This is a genomic window from Nostoc sp., assembly GCF_036917465.1.
GTDB lineage: Bacteria > Cyanobacteriota > Cyanobacteriia > Cyanobacteriales > Nostocaceae > Nostoc.
On the sequence record NZ_JBALDL010000041.1, the window covers coordinates 34082 to 49221 of the forward strand.

The following is a 15140-nucleotide window of genomic DNA, read 5'->3' on the forward strand; positions in this document are numbered from 1 at the left end:
CAAAGACAGAAAGGTAGCACAACTAGCTGTGCTACCTTAAATTTTCTACTTTTCTAGATGGTGTCGAACCCCAGAATTTATCCCACAATTCCCCTCGCTGCGAAATTTCAAGGAGAATTGCAGAAGTCTAAATAGAATTAAGAGTGACTTTCTAGAGGATTAGCAATGTATTTGAATGTAGGCTCAGAATTCCAAGGGCCACGCTCATCTTTACCATCACCATTTGTAGATAGGTTGTAGTAGAGAGCAACTGTTTCATCTGGCTTAATATTACCAAAGAATGGATCTGTCAATTTACCCAGTGAATCTAGAGCTTTCATAAACATCTGGGTATGAGAAATTTCTCGGGTTAACAGATGGACTAAAGTCTCTTGGGTTCCTTTGTCAGTTGCTAATTTGATCAATGATTCGTAAGTCTGACGAGCGCCGGCTTCTGCTGCAACGTTAGCTCTTAGATCGCGCACGACATCTCCACCCTCGTTCAAGTAGCTTGCAGTCCAAGCAATACCCTGGCTATCTAGAAAATGAGGCCCAACTCCTCGAACTGCAAACAGAGTACTCTTATAAGCCTCGGTTTGATCCACATTTTTAGTATGAGCTTCAATGAGTTTACCAACCATTTCTAAATGGCCGAATTCCTCGATTGCAATGTCTTGGAGCATGTCTTTAATTCCAGCATTTTCTACATGGAAAGATTGCACCCAATATTGCAGGGCTGCGCTAAGTTCTCCAGTAGCTCCGCCAAACTGCTCTAGAAGTAACTGAGCAAAACGAGGGTTTGCTTCACTAACGTTAACTGCATGAATAGGCTCTTTTTTGTGAAAAAACATAGATTTACACTTCCAAAAATTATGATGTTAGAAAAGTGGATTATTGGTCTTCTCATATTTTCCAGGGAGAGCTAATTTGATATTTGATAGCTTCTCAGGCTGGTATAGTAGAAGACTACTAAAATACAGTAGTCATTTCAGTCTTGGTAACTGCCAATAACTGCCTCAACAATCTCACTTGTGTCTAAGTTATCAACTCTGATTCCAGATTCTTTCTACCAGATGGGGTAAATGATAAATCCAAAAGTTAGACAAAAGAGTTTACATCAAGATTTGAATGGAAATTTGCATTTATTGATTTAGGCTTTGGAGCATAAAAATGCTCAATGATTTTTTGTCGACAAAATAAATCCTAAATTATTTAATCTCTAATATATTAGGTTTTGCGAAGTTTTTGAAACTAACACATTTTCCGATTTTTGATAGAGGTTTTTAATCTTAATTCCGCTATATCTATCTGAAGGTGTAATTATACTATCTAACTTTTTGAAGATGTAAAAAAAATATTTAGTTATCAAGTTGAGCAAGATTTAATAGAATTTATTTTTGATCCTTTTTATTTAAAAATTAAATTAATGCTGTGATGTTGAAAAATTAGCTTACCAACTTCTTTAAGAAGTCGGCGAGCTAAATACTGTAAAATTTCACTACAGTGGCTTCCCTTAAAAAGGGGAACTTTGACTCCGGTTCCCCCCTTTTTAAGGGGGGTTAGGGGGGATCTAAAAGTGCCTAAAATCATAGTGAAATACTTGTTCATTCACCCTCTAAGCTCGACTTTATCCAAAATTAATAACTTGGATCTCTTGTATCGGCAAAACCCTAGCTTTTTGGCAAAAACTTTTTTCATATCACTGATTTTCGGTGAAAACTAAAAAGTAAAACTACCATCATACAAAGCTTTGAGCGTTGCTAAAAAATGGATAAAGTCGAGCTAAGAAGGGTTAGGCAGAATCAACGACTGTTTTAAATAGCACGGGAGAATTTTGTCTCTCGCATTTTAGTGTGAGTATCAAATATAACGGCAATATTTCTGACTAGTAATCTACCGATGTCTGTAATCTGGATCTCATTTTTTGATAAACTGACCAGACCATCAGCTTCTATTGGTTTTAACGCCTCTAGTTCCTCAGAGAAATATTCATCAAAATTGATCTGATATTTGTTTTCAATATCTTGCTTATGCAACTGAAAGTGAGACATAATCCCCATGATTACATCCCGTCTGATAATATCATTTTGAGTCAGCTTGACACCTTTGCTAACAGGTAAATTACCTGATGCAATTGTCTGATAATAATCCTTTAATTCCTTGTGATTTTGAGCATAAGCATCTTCTAGCATACTAATGGATGTAGAACCAAAGCCAAATAATTCTGTCTCTGCATGGGTAGTGTAGCCCTGAAAATTGCGTTTTAGAGTGCCATTGCGTTGAGCGATCGCTAGTTCGTCATTAGTTTTAGCAAAGTGATCCATGCCAATAAAGAGATATTGGTTATTGGTCAATTCTTCAATGGTCATTTTCAGAATATCTAACTTTTCCTCGGCTGGTGGTAGCGCCTCTTGAGGAATATTTTTTTGTGTCGGTTTTAGCCACGGAACATAGGCAAAATTAAAGACAACAATTCGGTCAGGATCTAACTCAATTGTCTTCTTCACTGTTTCTTGAAATGTCTCGCGGGTTTGATAAGGTAAACCATAAATTAGGTCTACATTCACACTTTCAAACTTAGCTTCTTTAACCCAACTCATGACATCAAAGAGCATTTCTTCTGGCTGAACGCGATTCACAGCTACTTGAACTTGGCGATTAAAATCCTGAATGCCGAAACTAATGCGATTAAACCCAATCTCTCTCAGAAAGAAGATGTAGTTTTTATCGATATAGCGGGGATTAATCTCAATTGAAATTTCTGCCTGTGGATCGATGTTGAAATAGCGATTGATGTTTTTCCATAAAAATTCTACTTGGTGATGCTCCAAGTAATTAGGAGTACCGCCTCCCCAATGGATTTGCAACACTTTTCTGTCTGGATCGATTAAAGCTGCGGTATTTTTGATGTCTTGAACCAAAGACTCCACGTAAGGTTTAGCAATATTCTTGTTATTGGAAATTACCGTGTTACAGCCGCAGAAGTAGCAAGCACTTTGGCAAAAGGGAATGTGGAAATACAAAGAAAGTGGAGTTTGGCGTTGATTAGATGCTGCGATCGCGGCCTTAAAATCAGTTTCAGTAAATGTTTCGCTTAACTCTGTAGCGGGCGGGTAACTGGTATATCTAGGTGCGCGAGTGTCGTACTTTTGAATCAGATCCAGATCAAACTTGACACCAGGTAATAGAAAAACCATTGAGTTGCTTTCCAATGAGTGTGTGAGGTTAAGGGGAGCAGAGGAGTAAGGAGGGGGAAATAACCAATGACTAATGACTAATGACTAACGAGTTAGACTATTAAACAGGACTTGGCCGAGTGCTTTAATTAAACTTCCCTCTAACTCTTGAGCCATCTGCAAATTGAACCCAAAGGCATTATTAGCTTCTGCAACAATCCGTTCTGCTGTTATATCATCAACGGATAATGCATTTAATGCCTGACGATACTTATCCTTAAATGCTTTTTTATCAGGAATTTGCTCAAAATTGTAAAAGGACGTGCCTTCATAGCCAGAAAGCTTTAGGGCTGATTGAGCAACCTTTTGAAGCATTTGACCCCCAGAAAGATCGCCCATGTAGCGAGTGTAGGCATGACCTAGCAATAAGGCTGGTTCACTAGCAGAAATTTCCCGAATGCGGTCAATGTACTTTTGGGTAGCAGATGAGGGTGTAATTTGCTCTCTCCAATTATCTCCATAATAGAACACCATGTCTTTTTCGAGGGAGGATTGGCGATTAAGTTCAGGGAAGTAAGTTGCACTAATCAGAGGATGGTCTACATTGTGATGTAATGCTGCTTCTAGTTCGCTGTAGACATCATACAAGTTGCTTAAAAATTTGGCGAAGCAGTCTTTATCCACAACTCCTTGCAAAAAACATTTCATGAATCCCACATTTTCTGCTGATGTGTGGGCTTGTTGAGTTCCAGAACGCAGTTTAATGGCAAGATTGCTACTCATTGTTGCTTCCTTCATGTTCAAGCGCAAGGCTGCTGGGCAGTCACCGACTCAGGATGCCTGCCAGTGCCAGCGAGAAGATTGTTATTCTAGGTTTAGAGAGGATCTGCATCAGTCTATCCAGCAAGTACCACTGCTGATTTAGATCCAGGTATTTTTATTTCTCCTAAGATTATTTAACTATTAATTTATATATAACTATAAAGATATTAGTATTTATTTATGTTTTTCTGATACTCATATTCAGGGACATTTGAGTTTAGTAGTAACAAAACTGATTTTGGAATAGGCATCACACTTAACTAATTTCTCACCCCTTTCGGTGTTTTGGGCGGACACCAAAAGAGGTTCTTACTAGACACCCCAAGGGATTCCAGAATTCCTCGCATCACTTCTGTGCAATACATCCAGTGTCCCAAATCGTCATACATGCGATCGGGGTTAAACTCGACATTGTAGTGCAGCACATTGGGAAGGTCTAAAAACTCATCATCGTTTTGGGGAGAAAGCAGCAAGAGATGAAATGGCTTCCCCTGACATTTTTTTTCTAGCTTTTCGACCAGATCGATTACGCCACCGCGATCGCTAATTCCTGTACGAACAAAAAGCACTTTGTCGCAGTGCTGCAATGCGTACCAAAACCTTTCAGAACGTGCCGTATATCGAATGCGTATCCGTTCATGAACGGGAGACATATCGTTTATTGGATCGTCTGTCTCCTCGACTTCATGGGCAAAGGATAGACCCGACCACTTACTATGGTAAATTCTCTCCGCATCGGGGCTATAGTGCAGAAAGGCAGGATTCCACATATCATAAAAACCGTTTTCGATCGCATCCGCAACATCTGCAATATTAGTTGTGCGTGTTAGATCAAAGGGAAAGGCGGGGCCATCGTACTCCATCTTATATAGCATCATGCGGACGGCACAGCGATCGCCAAGGGGAAGAATGGCGACACGGCTAATATCCGATAACTTACATTTGTATTGGAAAAACACCGCAGACTTAGGTGGTGCTTTCACCCGACTTTCTAGCCCATCCTTGCCAATTATCATTGTCCGAAAGGGAATGTCGGGATGAAGCGGATCTTCGTAAACACCCGATGGCATGGCTTTAAGGGCGTTGCAAACCTCTGTCCACATGGGTTGGATGTTGTACTCGTTATCTGATTCGTTGATCGCCCATATCTGCCGTTCGTTTGCTTGCAAAATCCCTAGATGCCCGTCATAGAATAAAACTTGTGAGTTGTTCGGCAAAAAGAGATTGAAGCCAGCGCTATATTCTAAGTCTGCACCAGGGGGGATATTTACTGTGGTTGCGATCGCACCATCTTCTTGCACGGCAAAGAAGGGGAGTATCCCTGGTTTAACAGACTTTGCAACGTAAATACCTGGTATCAATCCTGCCCGACTTTGTAATGCAGTTTGCAATTCCTGCCAATAGGGAGCGATCGTGTAACTGTATTGTGATGAATTAACAATCCGTAAACGCTTCTCTTCGATACACACAGAGATATGAAAGCCAGCATTGTCAAAGTAGACGGGAAACTCATTCGGTTGCTGGAAACGTTGTTTTTCTGTCAGTTCGTCTTTATCGATGTCGAATAGGTGCTGGTCGATCTGCTCATACATGAGGCTATGACCGAGAATGTTTGGGTGAGCCGGATCGAAGGATGTCCCCGCTTTCCATCGTCCTTGTCCATCATCCACGGCTGCCAACCAATCTAGTACAGTTACGTCCCAACTTAGCATCCGCTTGTGTGTGTCTTGGAGCAGCCAGTAATGCTCCAGAGAATAGTCGTCATTGGGATACACACCCCCCAGAATTGGAATTGCGCCGATGTCCCGCGTCATTTTCACTAACTGCTGTAAGCCACTTTCGAACCGCCGTTGTACTGCCCGCCGTTCGTGAGGTGGACAGTAGGCTAATCCCTCGTTGCCCAGAGATAAAGCAATAATCACGATATCCGGTTGTTCTGGGATGACAACTGAAGGGAATCTAGCGATCGTTTTGCTGACATTCACCCCCACCTCTGACACATTCACTAGTTGATGCCCATATTTTTGCTCTAAAGCCTGTGCCAACAACCAGACCCAACCTTTCAAAAACCAGGCTTTATGACCTAATGCGACGGAACTGCCAATGACCACGATTTTGAGTCTCTCAGCCCCTTGTTCCACCACGGGCATCTTGACAGCCGATTTCTCAATGTATCCAAAGGGGTAAGGTTGTAAGTAACCGAATGCACCATCATCCACAATAATCGTGTTTGAATCATCCCGATAATCAATCGGTATCCACCGATTTGTATCTAGTAAACTCTCCCATTGGACGTTACCGTTGGCATTGAGACGTACATACTTATATTCAACTCTCTGGCGATTGCCTGACTCTTGAATGTCAATATCTGTCCACCATGAAGGATAGCGATCGCCACTTGTTCGCAGATGGACAGATTTTTTGATATCCCACAGTCCCAACTCTGGAGTAGAACCGACCAGACCGATGGATTCACCAGTTTGCGTGTATGCACTGATCTGGAATCGATACATAGAGTTTATCCTGCTTTAGTGAGTACGATACCAAACAGTCAGGCTGAAATATTTAAATCTACTTTGACAATATCACATAGAATTCTTAAGAATCCGGTATGAATCTTGTTAAGTATACTGAGCTTCTGATTTAGAACGCTCAAAGTTAACAGTAGTGAAGCTTTTCAAAAATAAAATTGGATTTTTATAGAAGATTTAATACTGATTAAGTAGAATATATTGTATTAAAAGTCTCAGCACAACTAAGAACAAATCAACAAAAGGATAAGATTAAGTTAAATTTTTCCTTCAATTAGGACTGAAATCCGCCAGTATTTAGTACTGAAAGCTATCTGCTATCTATTCCACTTAACCAAGACTTATAGATGATAAATGCGATCGCTTATCATCCTAGTGTTTAGTCGTACTTACAATTATCTGGTTATCAGTACTTACCAAATATACATCATGCGGGGACTGAAGTACCTCTATATTTAATTAGACAAGGTACTATGAGTAGTTATTTAATCTTTATTAGCCCCCGTGACTATGTTGATAGCCCTAATAGTTAATTAGATTCTAGATATGAGTAACTCAAAAACCTCAAACCATCAACCAGGATTAATTTTCATGCCAGGCTCTGAAGGTTGGTGGGATTCCGAACGAGTATCTTCGCCACAGGTTTTGTTTTGTGCCGATGGAACTTGGAGGATGTGGTATTACGGTCGGGATTCGTCCTTTGATCGGGAAATAAATTTGCCCACAGGTAGATGTGGTTTAGCGATTTCTGCTGATGGAATTGATTGGCAACGCGTCCAGGGATTATTAACTAGGGGGGCTGTCTTTGAGCCTCATCCAGATCCAAATCGGTTCGACTCAGCCCATGTTGGTGTAAGCAATGTATACGAACAGGATGGTCTTTATTGGATGTGGTATTTTGGGGGTGATGGCACAGTTGTCGATCGGGGAGGGTTTAAAGCGAAAGGGTTAAATATGCTCCCTGGCTCTGCTATATCGCGTGATGGGATTAATTGGGTACGGTTGGAAAGTACTTACAAAGGAGCCTTTCTAGATTTAGGCAAGCCAGGGGAGTTTGATGCCTTGTTTTGTGCCTGGCCACAAGTTTTACCTGATGATAATGGAATGTGGAAATTGTACTACCATACCTTAAATCCTGAGAAAGGATTCTTAGTGGGTTTAGCTGTGTCTAGCGATGGTTTTCATTGGCAAAAAGTCGGTCAGATTTTAGAACCAGGTGAATCTGGAAGTTTTGATGAGAGAGGCATTGGTACTCGCCATGTTCTGAAAATAAAGGGAGAGTATGTAATGTTTTACGAAGGTGTTAACAGTAGTGGTTATCACTCCATCGGTCTAGCTGTTTCTGAGGATGGGATTCATTGGCAAAAAGTTCCGGGAGAGCAAGTTGGAGGTTCAGTATTTTCCCATGCTGAAAAGGGTTCTGGTCGTTGGGATGCACGAGCGGTAGGCACGCCTTGTATAGTCGCAATGGATGATGGCAGTTTTCGTATGTACTATATTGGCGCAAACGAAGGTGGCTATGATGAACTATCCTCACAGCACCAAATTGGTTTAGCTGTGAGTGCCGGAACTAATTTTCGCCAGTGGAATCGCTGGGGTGAACAATGAACTACCAGTCCTTCAACGAAGTAAGGACTGGTAGTTCATAAAGTAAAAAATAAGCTGTTTTTTAGTTCGTCGAAGGAACGTTTTTTTAGTCGGAGTGGCGATTTTCTCCAAAATAGGGAGTACCTAAAGCTTTCGGAGGTGTAGATTTCCCAAACTTCCCGACTAAGAGGTTGAATAAACAAGTGTTTTGCTGTGATTTTAGGCACTTTTAGATCCCCCTACTGCCTTAAAAAGGGGCGAACCGGAATCAAAGTCTCCCAATTTATCGGGAGATTTAGAGGGATCTAAAACTTTTGATACCGAAAAGATGACTTTTCAAACATCCTCTAAGATGATATTTTCTGTGACAGTCAATTGTTTGACTGCTTATGCTTCAATCAAGTAACAGGTTTTGTAACTGATTTATTAACCGTAGTTCGCTTAAACAGCATCGCACCCCAACAAAATAAAACAATAGCGCTTACCTTAATATAGGTAAGCGCTATTGTTTTATTTCAATTCAGGGAAAAAATATATATAGTGAAAAGAGTTCCCTGATTTTTACTATTAATTAATTCCAATTTAATTGATTACACAGCACTGCGACGATGTAGCAAGTTCCACAAGAAAACAGCAACAATTGCACCAATAACTGCTACTGCAATACCAGGAATGCTAAGAGTGGGAGCCGCTAGAGCCAAGGTTCCCGTACTGAAAAATATACCCAGACTACCACCAATAAAAGCTCCAATGATTCCTAATAAAATTGTTGCTAAGATTCCGCCGCCTTGATGACCGGGGTAGATAGCTTTTGCAATAGCACCAGCAATTAGACCTAAAACAATCCAAGCAAGAATATTCATTGTTTCAATCTGATAAATCTTTTTGACTCACAAATACACAATAGCAATCCAACTATTGATATTCAATCTACCAGCAGAATCAACTATAAATAGCCTTGAGGATGAATGCCATTACTTCTTGTGATGAACTACTCTAATTCCAATGAATAATTAATTAAAAAAGCTCCTGGTAGGTCTAAAACTAGGAGCTTATTAATTCGTTGCTTGATAATTGCAGTATATATAGGAATCCAATACGGTTCGGTTAAGATCCCCCCGCCTGCGGCGACCCCTTAAAAAGGGGGTAAAAGATGGTTAAAAGCCCCCCTTTTTAAGGGGGGTTGGGGGGATATTCAGACATATTAAAACGTTAACCGAACCGTATTGTATAGGAATCAGGTTTCATTTCTGAAAAGATACGTATTGAAATAGATACCAAGATAATAATAAGTATTAGAGGTCTTGTAAAAGCTAAGGACGGGCAGCTAGCGATCGCTTCACAAACCGTTAATAACGTATTTCCTCGTTTCTCTTGGTTGCTGCAAGATTACCCTGCGAGAACGCTAAAAGCGAACAAGTCGGGAAAACGGAAGGACGCACTGGCTCCCCTACAGGAATTTTATTTTTACTTTATAAATAACCTCTAAACCTCTGCCTTCTTTCTTGTTTAAAACAATCCCTCCGATTCAGCGAATTTACGCAAACGTGGTACACACTGGCGCTGATAAAAACTGCTTAATGTCGGAATTGACAAGTCAAATTCCTCAGATAATTCTTTCCAGCTAACTTCCGGGGGTAGGCGTTTAAGAATTAGCACCTGACAATTGACATCTGGCCGCCCTTTAATATGGGTACGGCGCAGTTCACCTTCAGAATCTGTCCTAGCCCATGTCTCCAACTCTTCCAAAATGGGAGGTGCTTGGGGGGTAGCTGGAAGGTTATCTATAGGATCGATTGTTTGACCTGTTCCACCTGATGTAGACTGACGAACCCGAAGAGGGACTGTTATGGCTTGTTCGCGGTTCTGGTTAATGTAAAAGTCCTGTAGTCTCCGTTTTAGGTAAGCATTCAGCCAGGTGATGACACTGCCATAGGTGGGGTCATAGATTTGACCAGTCAAACCATCACAAACATTGCGGCAGAAATACAACCAAGTTTGTTGTAGTGCATCTTGATAGTAGGGAGTACTTTCCCTCCAGAGTCTATTTGCTGTCAAACGAATAATTTGCGTGAGCAGCTTTTGACGCTGAGGACTTCCAAGTGGGTGTCCACAGGCTTCGGTAACTAAGCGGCGTAGCTGTTCATCGAAGTGAACCATGACAATGTTGGGGCAGAAAGAAAGCAAGAATATCTTAGTATTGCGTATAATAACCGCACAAAAAATTACCTTTCGTCAATATTTGGGGAATTGGGAATTTGGGAAGAAACTTGTTAAATAATTTCCCCTTGTCTCCCTCATCTCCCTGCTCCCTTCCTTCTTTCCCATACCCCATGCCCCTCAATATAATCCCAGCCAAGAAAATAAATTTTCCCACCAGGAATATCTCAGATTACCAACACTCAGCTTCATTTTGTTGCGAATGTCTTGGATATTCCAGTTGGTTAGTTTAGCCAGAGTTTGCGCTTCTTGTTCAAAACGCTTGGGCAAAGTTCGCTTATATTCTCTACCCGCCTGACATTTGAGTTCCCCTTGGAACGGATGTTGCAAAACATAACGCCCTTGGAAAGATTCACTGTTAGCAGTTTGTTGGAATATCAAGTCTTCAGGGAATTTATCGCGGGTATAGCGGACATGCAACCGGGAGATGAAGACGCTGCTTGTAGGAGAGGGACGACGAAAGCTTGGAGATACTGGTACATTACTTCCAGAATTATCATCTAGCCAAAATACGCCTGCTTGCTTGAGTTCTTCTTGGGTTAGAGGATCGGCTGAACAGGGATCGCAACTACCCATGTCCCAAGCGTATTCCAAAAAACCAACTTTCCTGTCTTCTTTGGTGTAGGCAGTTTGAAACATTGATTTGTAAAATTCACCAAATTTATCTTTGACAAACAAGGGAACATTTGCGTCAGAGGGGATTTTTACCGTTCGATAGTTAGTGATTTCTGCCTGTCCTTGGGGCGAGAGGATGTAGATAATCAAATCTTGCTCTGTCGTGGCATTGATCATGCCTAAACGAATTGGCAGCATGAACTTGGGTGACTGGTAGGAAATTTGTAGCGGACGAAGGAACTGGTAGCCGGATTTCTCGAATTTATCTAAGTTGACTTTGGCAACAAAGAATTTCATTGAGGAGCGGATGTAGGGCTTGAGTAACTCTTTCGCACCTCTGGGGATTTTGTAGCCATTGCGTTTGAGCCAAGTTTCTAGTCCGCCAGATTCTTTAGCACTAAGGATCAGGATGTCATATTCGCCGACGTTGAAACGTGCTTCGATTGTTACACCCAAACTGCGATCGCTTGTCTTTTTAGCTTCCTCATTGACTGCGCTTGCTCTAGATGCCGGAGCAGGTCGATCTACCAAATCACCTACAGCACAAGGATCTGAGTCAAAATATTCAACCAATCGCGGCGCACTAAAAGCATCTAGGCGTTCGATAATTTTGGGTTCAGTGACATGAACTTGCTCTTTTTGCAGCACTGTTGGCACAGGTACTACCATTGCAAAATCTTTGACTTCGCCTTGAAAGTCGTTTGCCATTGTTAAGACGGTGCGATCGCCATCTCGTGCGATTACCACCTGAGAAGCTTTGTTATACAGTTTTGTATCAGCTTTAGCTACATAAAATCCACAAAATGCCCAAGCTGCTGGTGCAAAGCACAAAACAGCTACAATTGTCAACAATAATGGCGTTAAAGGTCGAAAAAATCTCATTTTATACCTCTGCATTTTTAATTAGAGACGCGATTAATCGCTTCTGTACAAGAAGCACTTCTTCTCCTGCTTCTTTATCTGCCTCTTGCCAAGAAAACCTTGGGGCTAACCACAGAACATCTAACAAGATCGTCAATGGCGCAAGGGCAAACAGCGCCCAGAAAACTGCTGTGGAAATAAAGAAATAATTTCGCAGAATAAAAGTTAATCCGGCGATGCAGATTGCCCAAATTACCCGCCCAATTCGGGAATTGGGAATCGATCGCGGATCTGTAATCATAAATAGGGCGAACAGCAGCAAAGATCCGCTCATCAATCGATGCCAGTAAACATCCCAAGTCCAACCCAGCCAGAGATTACGAATCGCCTCTAGTAAGGAGTAGGAACCCAAAAAGGCTGCTGTGGTGTCCCAGCGACCAACGCGCTGCAAAATCATGCCACCAGTGCCGGCAAATAATAGCCCATACCACCACTCTTCACCCCATTGTCCCGGTGAAACCCAAGCATCGGGGGTCAGAATCAAGGCAGATATGATGCCAAAATTGGTGGGATTAAAGAAATGTTTATCGCCAACTTGGAAGAGGAATTTGCTAGCGATCGCAATTACTGCGGCTATTGCCATTGTCGTCCAGCAATCAGCCCGTAACAACAGGCTTAGTCCCAAGGAGGTAATTAAAGCACTGCGAAGATTTGCCATTTGTTCTTTACCAGTAACTAATGACAATATCCATTGGGTTACAAGACTGGTGGCGATCGCTACCCCAATTAACTCTGGTCGTAGCGTCCAGTCTCGTGTACCGATTCCCAATACTAGGAACAAGCCAAGAAAGAGAATTTGATAATCTCGTATATCTTTGAGCAGCATTAATCCTTAAATTCCGGGATTACCCGTAGATTTCTCATCAATCTATACGAGTGCTAGCTCAAATAGTAATGCTGTTACAGATTTTGTTACAAAGCATCCTCTGTGCTTCTGCGATCGCCCTGTCACCAACGCCAAAAAATTGACTCAACTTAATTACCTTCGCGGACTCTCTACAATTACGCTAATACCATTTTTTTGTGAAGCTGCATATATTTACCCCCCGGCTACGCCGTCCCCCCTTGTGAAGGGGGGACTTATTATGTGCATCTTCATACAGAATTGGTATAAGTCATTACGAATTACAGAGTAGTTATCCGATACAATATCTCCCCAGCCTTTGGCACAAGCAAGATCCCTTCATCTTCACGGTTAGCCCATTCTGTGGGTCGAATGGTAGCCGGATCTCGATAGTTTAAGTTATGAGCAGCACAGCGTTCAGCAGAAATACCTGTCGCTAAAGTGACGCGAATCCGAGCTTGTTCGCCTTCTATAAAATCAAATGTACCCATACCTTTTAAGTGAGTACTATGAGCCAGCACTCCACCGGGATAAACCTTAAATTTATCCCACTGTTTAAGGAAATAATCTCGCACATGATAGCCAATTTGGGATAGGATTTCGCCGTGTGTATAGCTAAACTCGGTAATGTGAGGGGCATATATAATTACTTCGCCTCCGTCGGCCACTACTGGCTCTAGCTTATACATTCCTTTAGCTGCTGTCCAAATGTCATCATACATTTGGGGCATTATTGAAAGCACTTGTTTAAAAGACCGATCTACATAAGTAATATGCAGTTTGTCGGATAATTTTGCAGCAGTTTCCCAGGCTGGCTCTGGTTTATCTATGTAAAGTCCAGCTAGCTGATTCGTTTTAGGTGCAACCACCATCGCCAAGCAAAGTTTCGGGGTAGAAATTAGGTTAGCGGCTCGGTTAATTAAGCGCCGAACTGGGGTTATTCCCGATGTCCCAATGATTTCGTAACTGGTGATTAAAGCACCCAACCAATGGGATATATCAATTACTTCTTGACCACCAATACCGGGAAAAAAGTATTTATTTCCACCAGAAAAACCGACAACCTCGTGGGGAAAGACGGGGCCGCAAATCATGATTAAATCGTACTGGTTTACAAGCTTGTTAACACGAACTTCAACGGATTGATGTAGCATTCCTCGGCTAATCTCTGCTATCTCATCTGCTGAAATTACTCCACAAGAAGTAAAGGTATCTGGTTCATTCCACAGATGGTTAAAGATGCAAACTTTTTTAAAGGTTGTCTCTCGTTCCTCTTGTGTTACCCCTATTAGGTGATTAATTTGCTCTTGGCTCATGGGATTATGTGTACCGAGAGCAATCAAAAAATCCAGAGCCGCTACCCTTTTTCCTAACTCCTGATGCAGCAATCGAAACATTTGCGGGATGGGAGCAGTGCGGGTGCTATCTGGAATTAAGACTAAGATACGCTGTCCATCTAACTGACGGTCTGCCAAAGCTTGATGAACTAGCCCGGAAACTTGCTCGTCGGAAAGTGTTCCGTTAGTTACAGCTAGTGAATGCATAATTAAACTCCACTGTAGATACTAAACCCACCATCTACTGGCACTACTACCCCATTGATGAAACTAGAACCAGGACTACATAACCAAATCAAGGTGCTGAGTAATTCGTCTGGTTTTCCGAAACGTCCAGCAGGGGTATGCTCGATAATTTTTTGCCCGCGTTCGGTCAAACTGCCATCTGCATTTAGGAGTAAATCTCGATTTTGTTCTCCAATAAAGAAACCTGGCGCGATCGCATTTACTCGCATTCCATCCCCATACTTTTGAGCAAGTTCGACGGCTAACCAACGAGTAAAGTTATCTATCCCGGCTTTAGCGGCTGAGTAGCCAACCACGCGGCTAATTACTCGGATAGCAGACATAGAAGAAATATTGACAATACAACCGTGGGGCTGTTTTTTTTCGACCATTGCTTGACCAAAAACTTGGCTGGGGAGTAGAGTACCGAGTAAGTTTAGGCTAACTACTTCCTCAAAGGCAACGCGAGGCATATCAAAAATAGTCGCATCAGGGGTAATTGTGGCAGCCGGAATATTACCGCCAGCCGAGTTTACCAAGATGTCTATTTGACCCCAACGCTGTACAATTTTATCTCTGGCTATTTCTAATTGGGAGCGATCGCTAACATCTGCTAATACAGCCATACTTTCTCCACCATTAGCTGTAATCTCAGCCACTACCGCTTCCGCCCGTCCTTGATTGCGACCCAGAACCACTACTCGCGCTCCAGCAAGGGCTAAACCTCGTGCCATAGCTCCACCAAGTACGCCTGAACCGCCTGTGACTACTGCTACCTGCTCTTTTAGGCTAAAAAGCTTATTTAAAATAAAATCTGACATCTTGTTTCAATTCGTAATTCAAAAATCAATACTATGGTGTACACAAGTCGTATTACCCCCCT

Annotated in this window: 11 protein-coding genes; 1 reads left to right on the forward strand and 10 read right to left on the reverse strand. The window is 41.9% G+C overall.

What is annotated here, in order from left to right; genetic code table 11:
* Positions 1 to 137 precede the first annotated feature (137 nt).
* From V7K38_RS08040 to V7K38_RS08055, 4 genes are all read right to left on the reverse strand, one after another.
* A complete protein-coding gene (locus tag V7K38_RS08040) occupies positions 138 to 830 on the reverse strand; it encodes a manganese catalase family protein (RefSeq protein WP_334856849.1) in 693 nt (230 codons plus the stop codon).
* A 963-nt stretch (positions 831 to 1793) separates the two neighbouring features.
* Positions 1794 to 3176, reverse strand: a complete 1383-nt coding sequence (hemN, locus tag V7K38_RS08045) for an oxygen-independent coproporphyrinogen III oxidase (protein WP_334856850.1) — start codon at positions 3174 to 3176, stop codon at positions 1794 to 1796.
* 84 nt (positions 3177 to 3260) lie between these two features.
* Positions 3261 to 3938 (reverse strand): biliverdin-producing heme oxygenase, encoded by a 678-nt coding sequence (locus V7K38_RS08050; protein WP_334856851.1) that lies wholly within the window; start codon positions 3936 to 3938, stop codon positions 3261 to 3263.
* Positions 3939 to 4237: 299 nt separating this feature from the next.
* A complete protein-coding gene (locus V7K38_RS08055; protein WP_334856852.1) occupies positions 4238 to 6490 on the reverse strand; it encodes a DUF1796 family putative cysteine peptidase in 2253 nt (750 codons plus the stop codon).
* Between the two features lie 564 nt (positions 6491 to 7054).
* Between V7K38_RS08055 and V7K38_RS08060 the strand changes: the two genes are divergently transcribed.
* Positions 7055 to 8116, forward strand: coding sequence for a glycosyl hydrolase (locus V7K38_RS08060; RefSeq protein ID WP_334856853.1), 1062 nt, complete (start codon positions 7055 to 7057; stop codon positions 8114 to 8116).
* 569 nt (positions 8117 to 8685) lie between these two features.
* Here V7K38_RS08060 and V7K38_RS08065 read toward each other — a convergent pair.
* The 6 genes from V7K38_RS08065 to V7K38_RS08090 form a co-directional block, all read right to left on the reverse strand.
* Complete coding sequence (locus tag V7K38_RS08065; protein WP_334856855.1) at positions 8686 to 8958, reverse strand: GlsB/YeaQ/YmgE family stress response membrane protein; 273 nt, start codon at positions 8956 to 8958, stop codon at positions 8686 to 8688.
* A gap of 646 nt (positions 8959 to 9604) precedes the next feature.
* Positions 9605 to 10255 (reverse strand): sigma-70 family RNA polymerase sigma factor, encoded by a 651-nt coding sequence (locus V7K38_RS08070; RefSeq protein WP_334856856.1) that lies wholly within the window; start codon positions 10253 to 10255, stop codon positions 9605 to 9607.
* A 180-nt stretch (positions 10256 to 10435) separates the two neighbouring features.
* The gene (locus tag V7K38_RS08075) at positions 10436 to 11812 is read right to left on the reverse strand and encodes a DUF2330 domain-containing protein (protein WP_334856858.1); all 1377 of its coding nucleotides are present in this window, start codon (positions 11810 to 11812) and stop codon (positions 10436 to 10438) included.
* A 1-nt stretch (position 11813) separates the two neighbouring features.
* Positions 11814 to 12677 (reverse strand): RnfABCDGE type electron transport complex subunit D, encoded by an 864-nt coding sequence (locus V7K38_RS08080; RefSeq protein ID WP_334856860.1) that lies wholly within the window; start codon positions 12675 to 12677, stop codon positions 11814 to 11816.
* A gap of 299 nt (positions 12678 to 12976) precedes the next feature.
* On the reverse strand, positions 12977 to 14239 hold the full coding sequence (locus V7K38_RS08085; protein WP_334856862.1) for a lactate racemase domain-containing protein: 1263 nt from the start codon (positions 14237 to 14239) through the stop codon (positions 12977 to 12979).
* Positions 14240 to 14241: 2 nt separating this feature from the next.
* On the reverse strand, positions 14242 to 15078 hold the full coding sequence (locus tag V7K38_RS08090; protein WP_334856864.1) for an SDR family oxidoreductase: 837 nt from the start codon (positions 15076 to 15078) through the stop codon (positions 14242 to 14244).
* Between the last annotated feature and the right edge of the window lie 62 nt (positions 15079 to 15140).

Bases quoted from the DNA above. Each gene is read 5' to 3' on its own strand.
- V7K38_RS08040 (WP_334856849.1), bottom strand. From the start codon at position 830: ATGTTTTTTCACAAAAAAGAGCCTATTCATGCAGTTAACGTTAGTGAA.
- hemN (WP_334856850.1), bottom strand. From the start codon at position 3,176: ATGGTTTTTCTATTACCTGGTGTCAAGTTTGATCTGGATCTGATTCAA.
- V7K38_RS08050 (WP_334856851.1), bottom strand. From the start codon at position 3,938: ATGAGTAGCAATCTTGCCATTAAACTGCGTTCTGGAACTCAACAAGCC.
- V7K38_RS08055 (WP_334856852.1), bottom strand. From the start codon at position 6,490: ATGTATCGATTCCAGATCAGTGCATACACGCAAACTGGTGAATCCATC.
- V7K38_RS08060 (WP_334856853.1), top strand. From the start codon at position 7,055: ATGAGTAACTCAAAAACCTCAAACCATCAACCAGGATTAATTTTCATG.
- V7K38_RS08065 (WP_334856855.1), bottom strand. From the start codon at position 8,958: ATGAATATTCTTGCTTGGATTGTTTTAGGTCTAATTGCTGGTGCTATT.
- V7K38_RS08070 (WP_334856856.1), bottom strand. From the start codon at position 10,255: ATGGTTCACTTCGATGAACAGCTACGCCGCTTAGTTACCGAAGCCTGT.
- V7K38_RS08075 (WP_334856858.1), bottom strand. From the start codon at position 11,812: ATGAGATTTTTTCGACCTTTAACGCCATTATTGTTGACAATTGTAGCT.
- V7K38_RS08080 (WP_334856860.1), bottom strand. From the start codon at position 12,677: ATGCTGCTCAAAGATATACGAGATTATCAAATTCTCTTTCTTGGCTTG.
- V7K38_RS08085 (WP_334856862.1), bottom strand. From the start codon at position 14,239: ATGCATTCACTAGCTGTAACTAACGGAACACTTTCCGACGAGCAAGTT.
- V7K38_RS08090 (WP_334856864.1), bottom strand. From the start codon at position 15,078: ATGTCAGATTTTATTTTAAATAAGCTTTTTAGCCTAAAAGAGCAGGTA.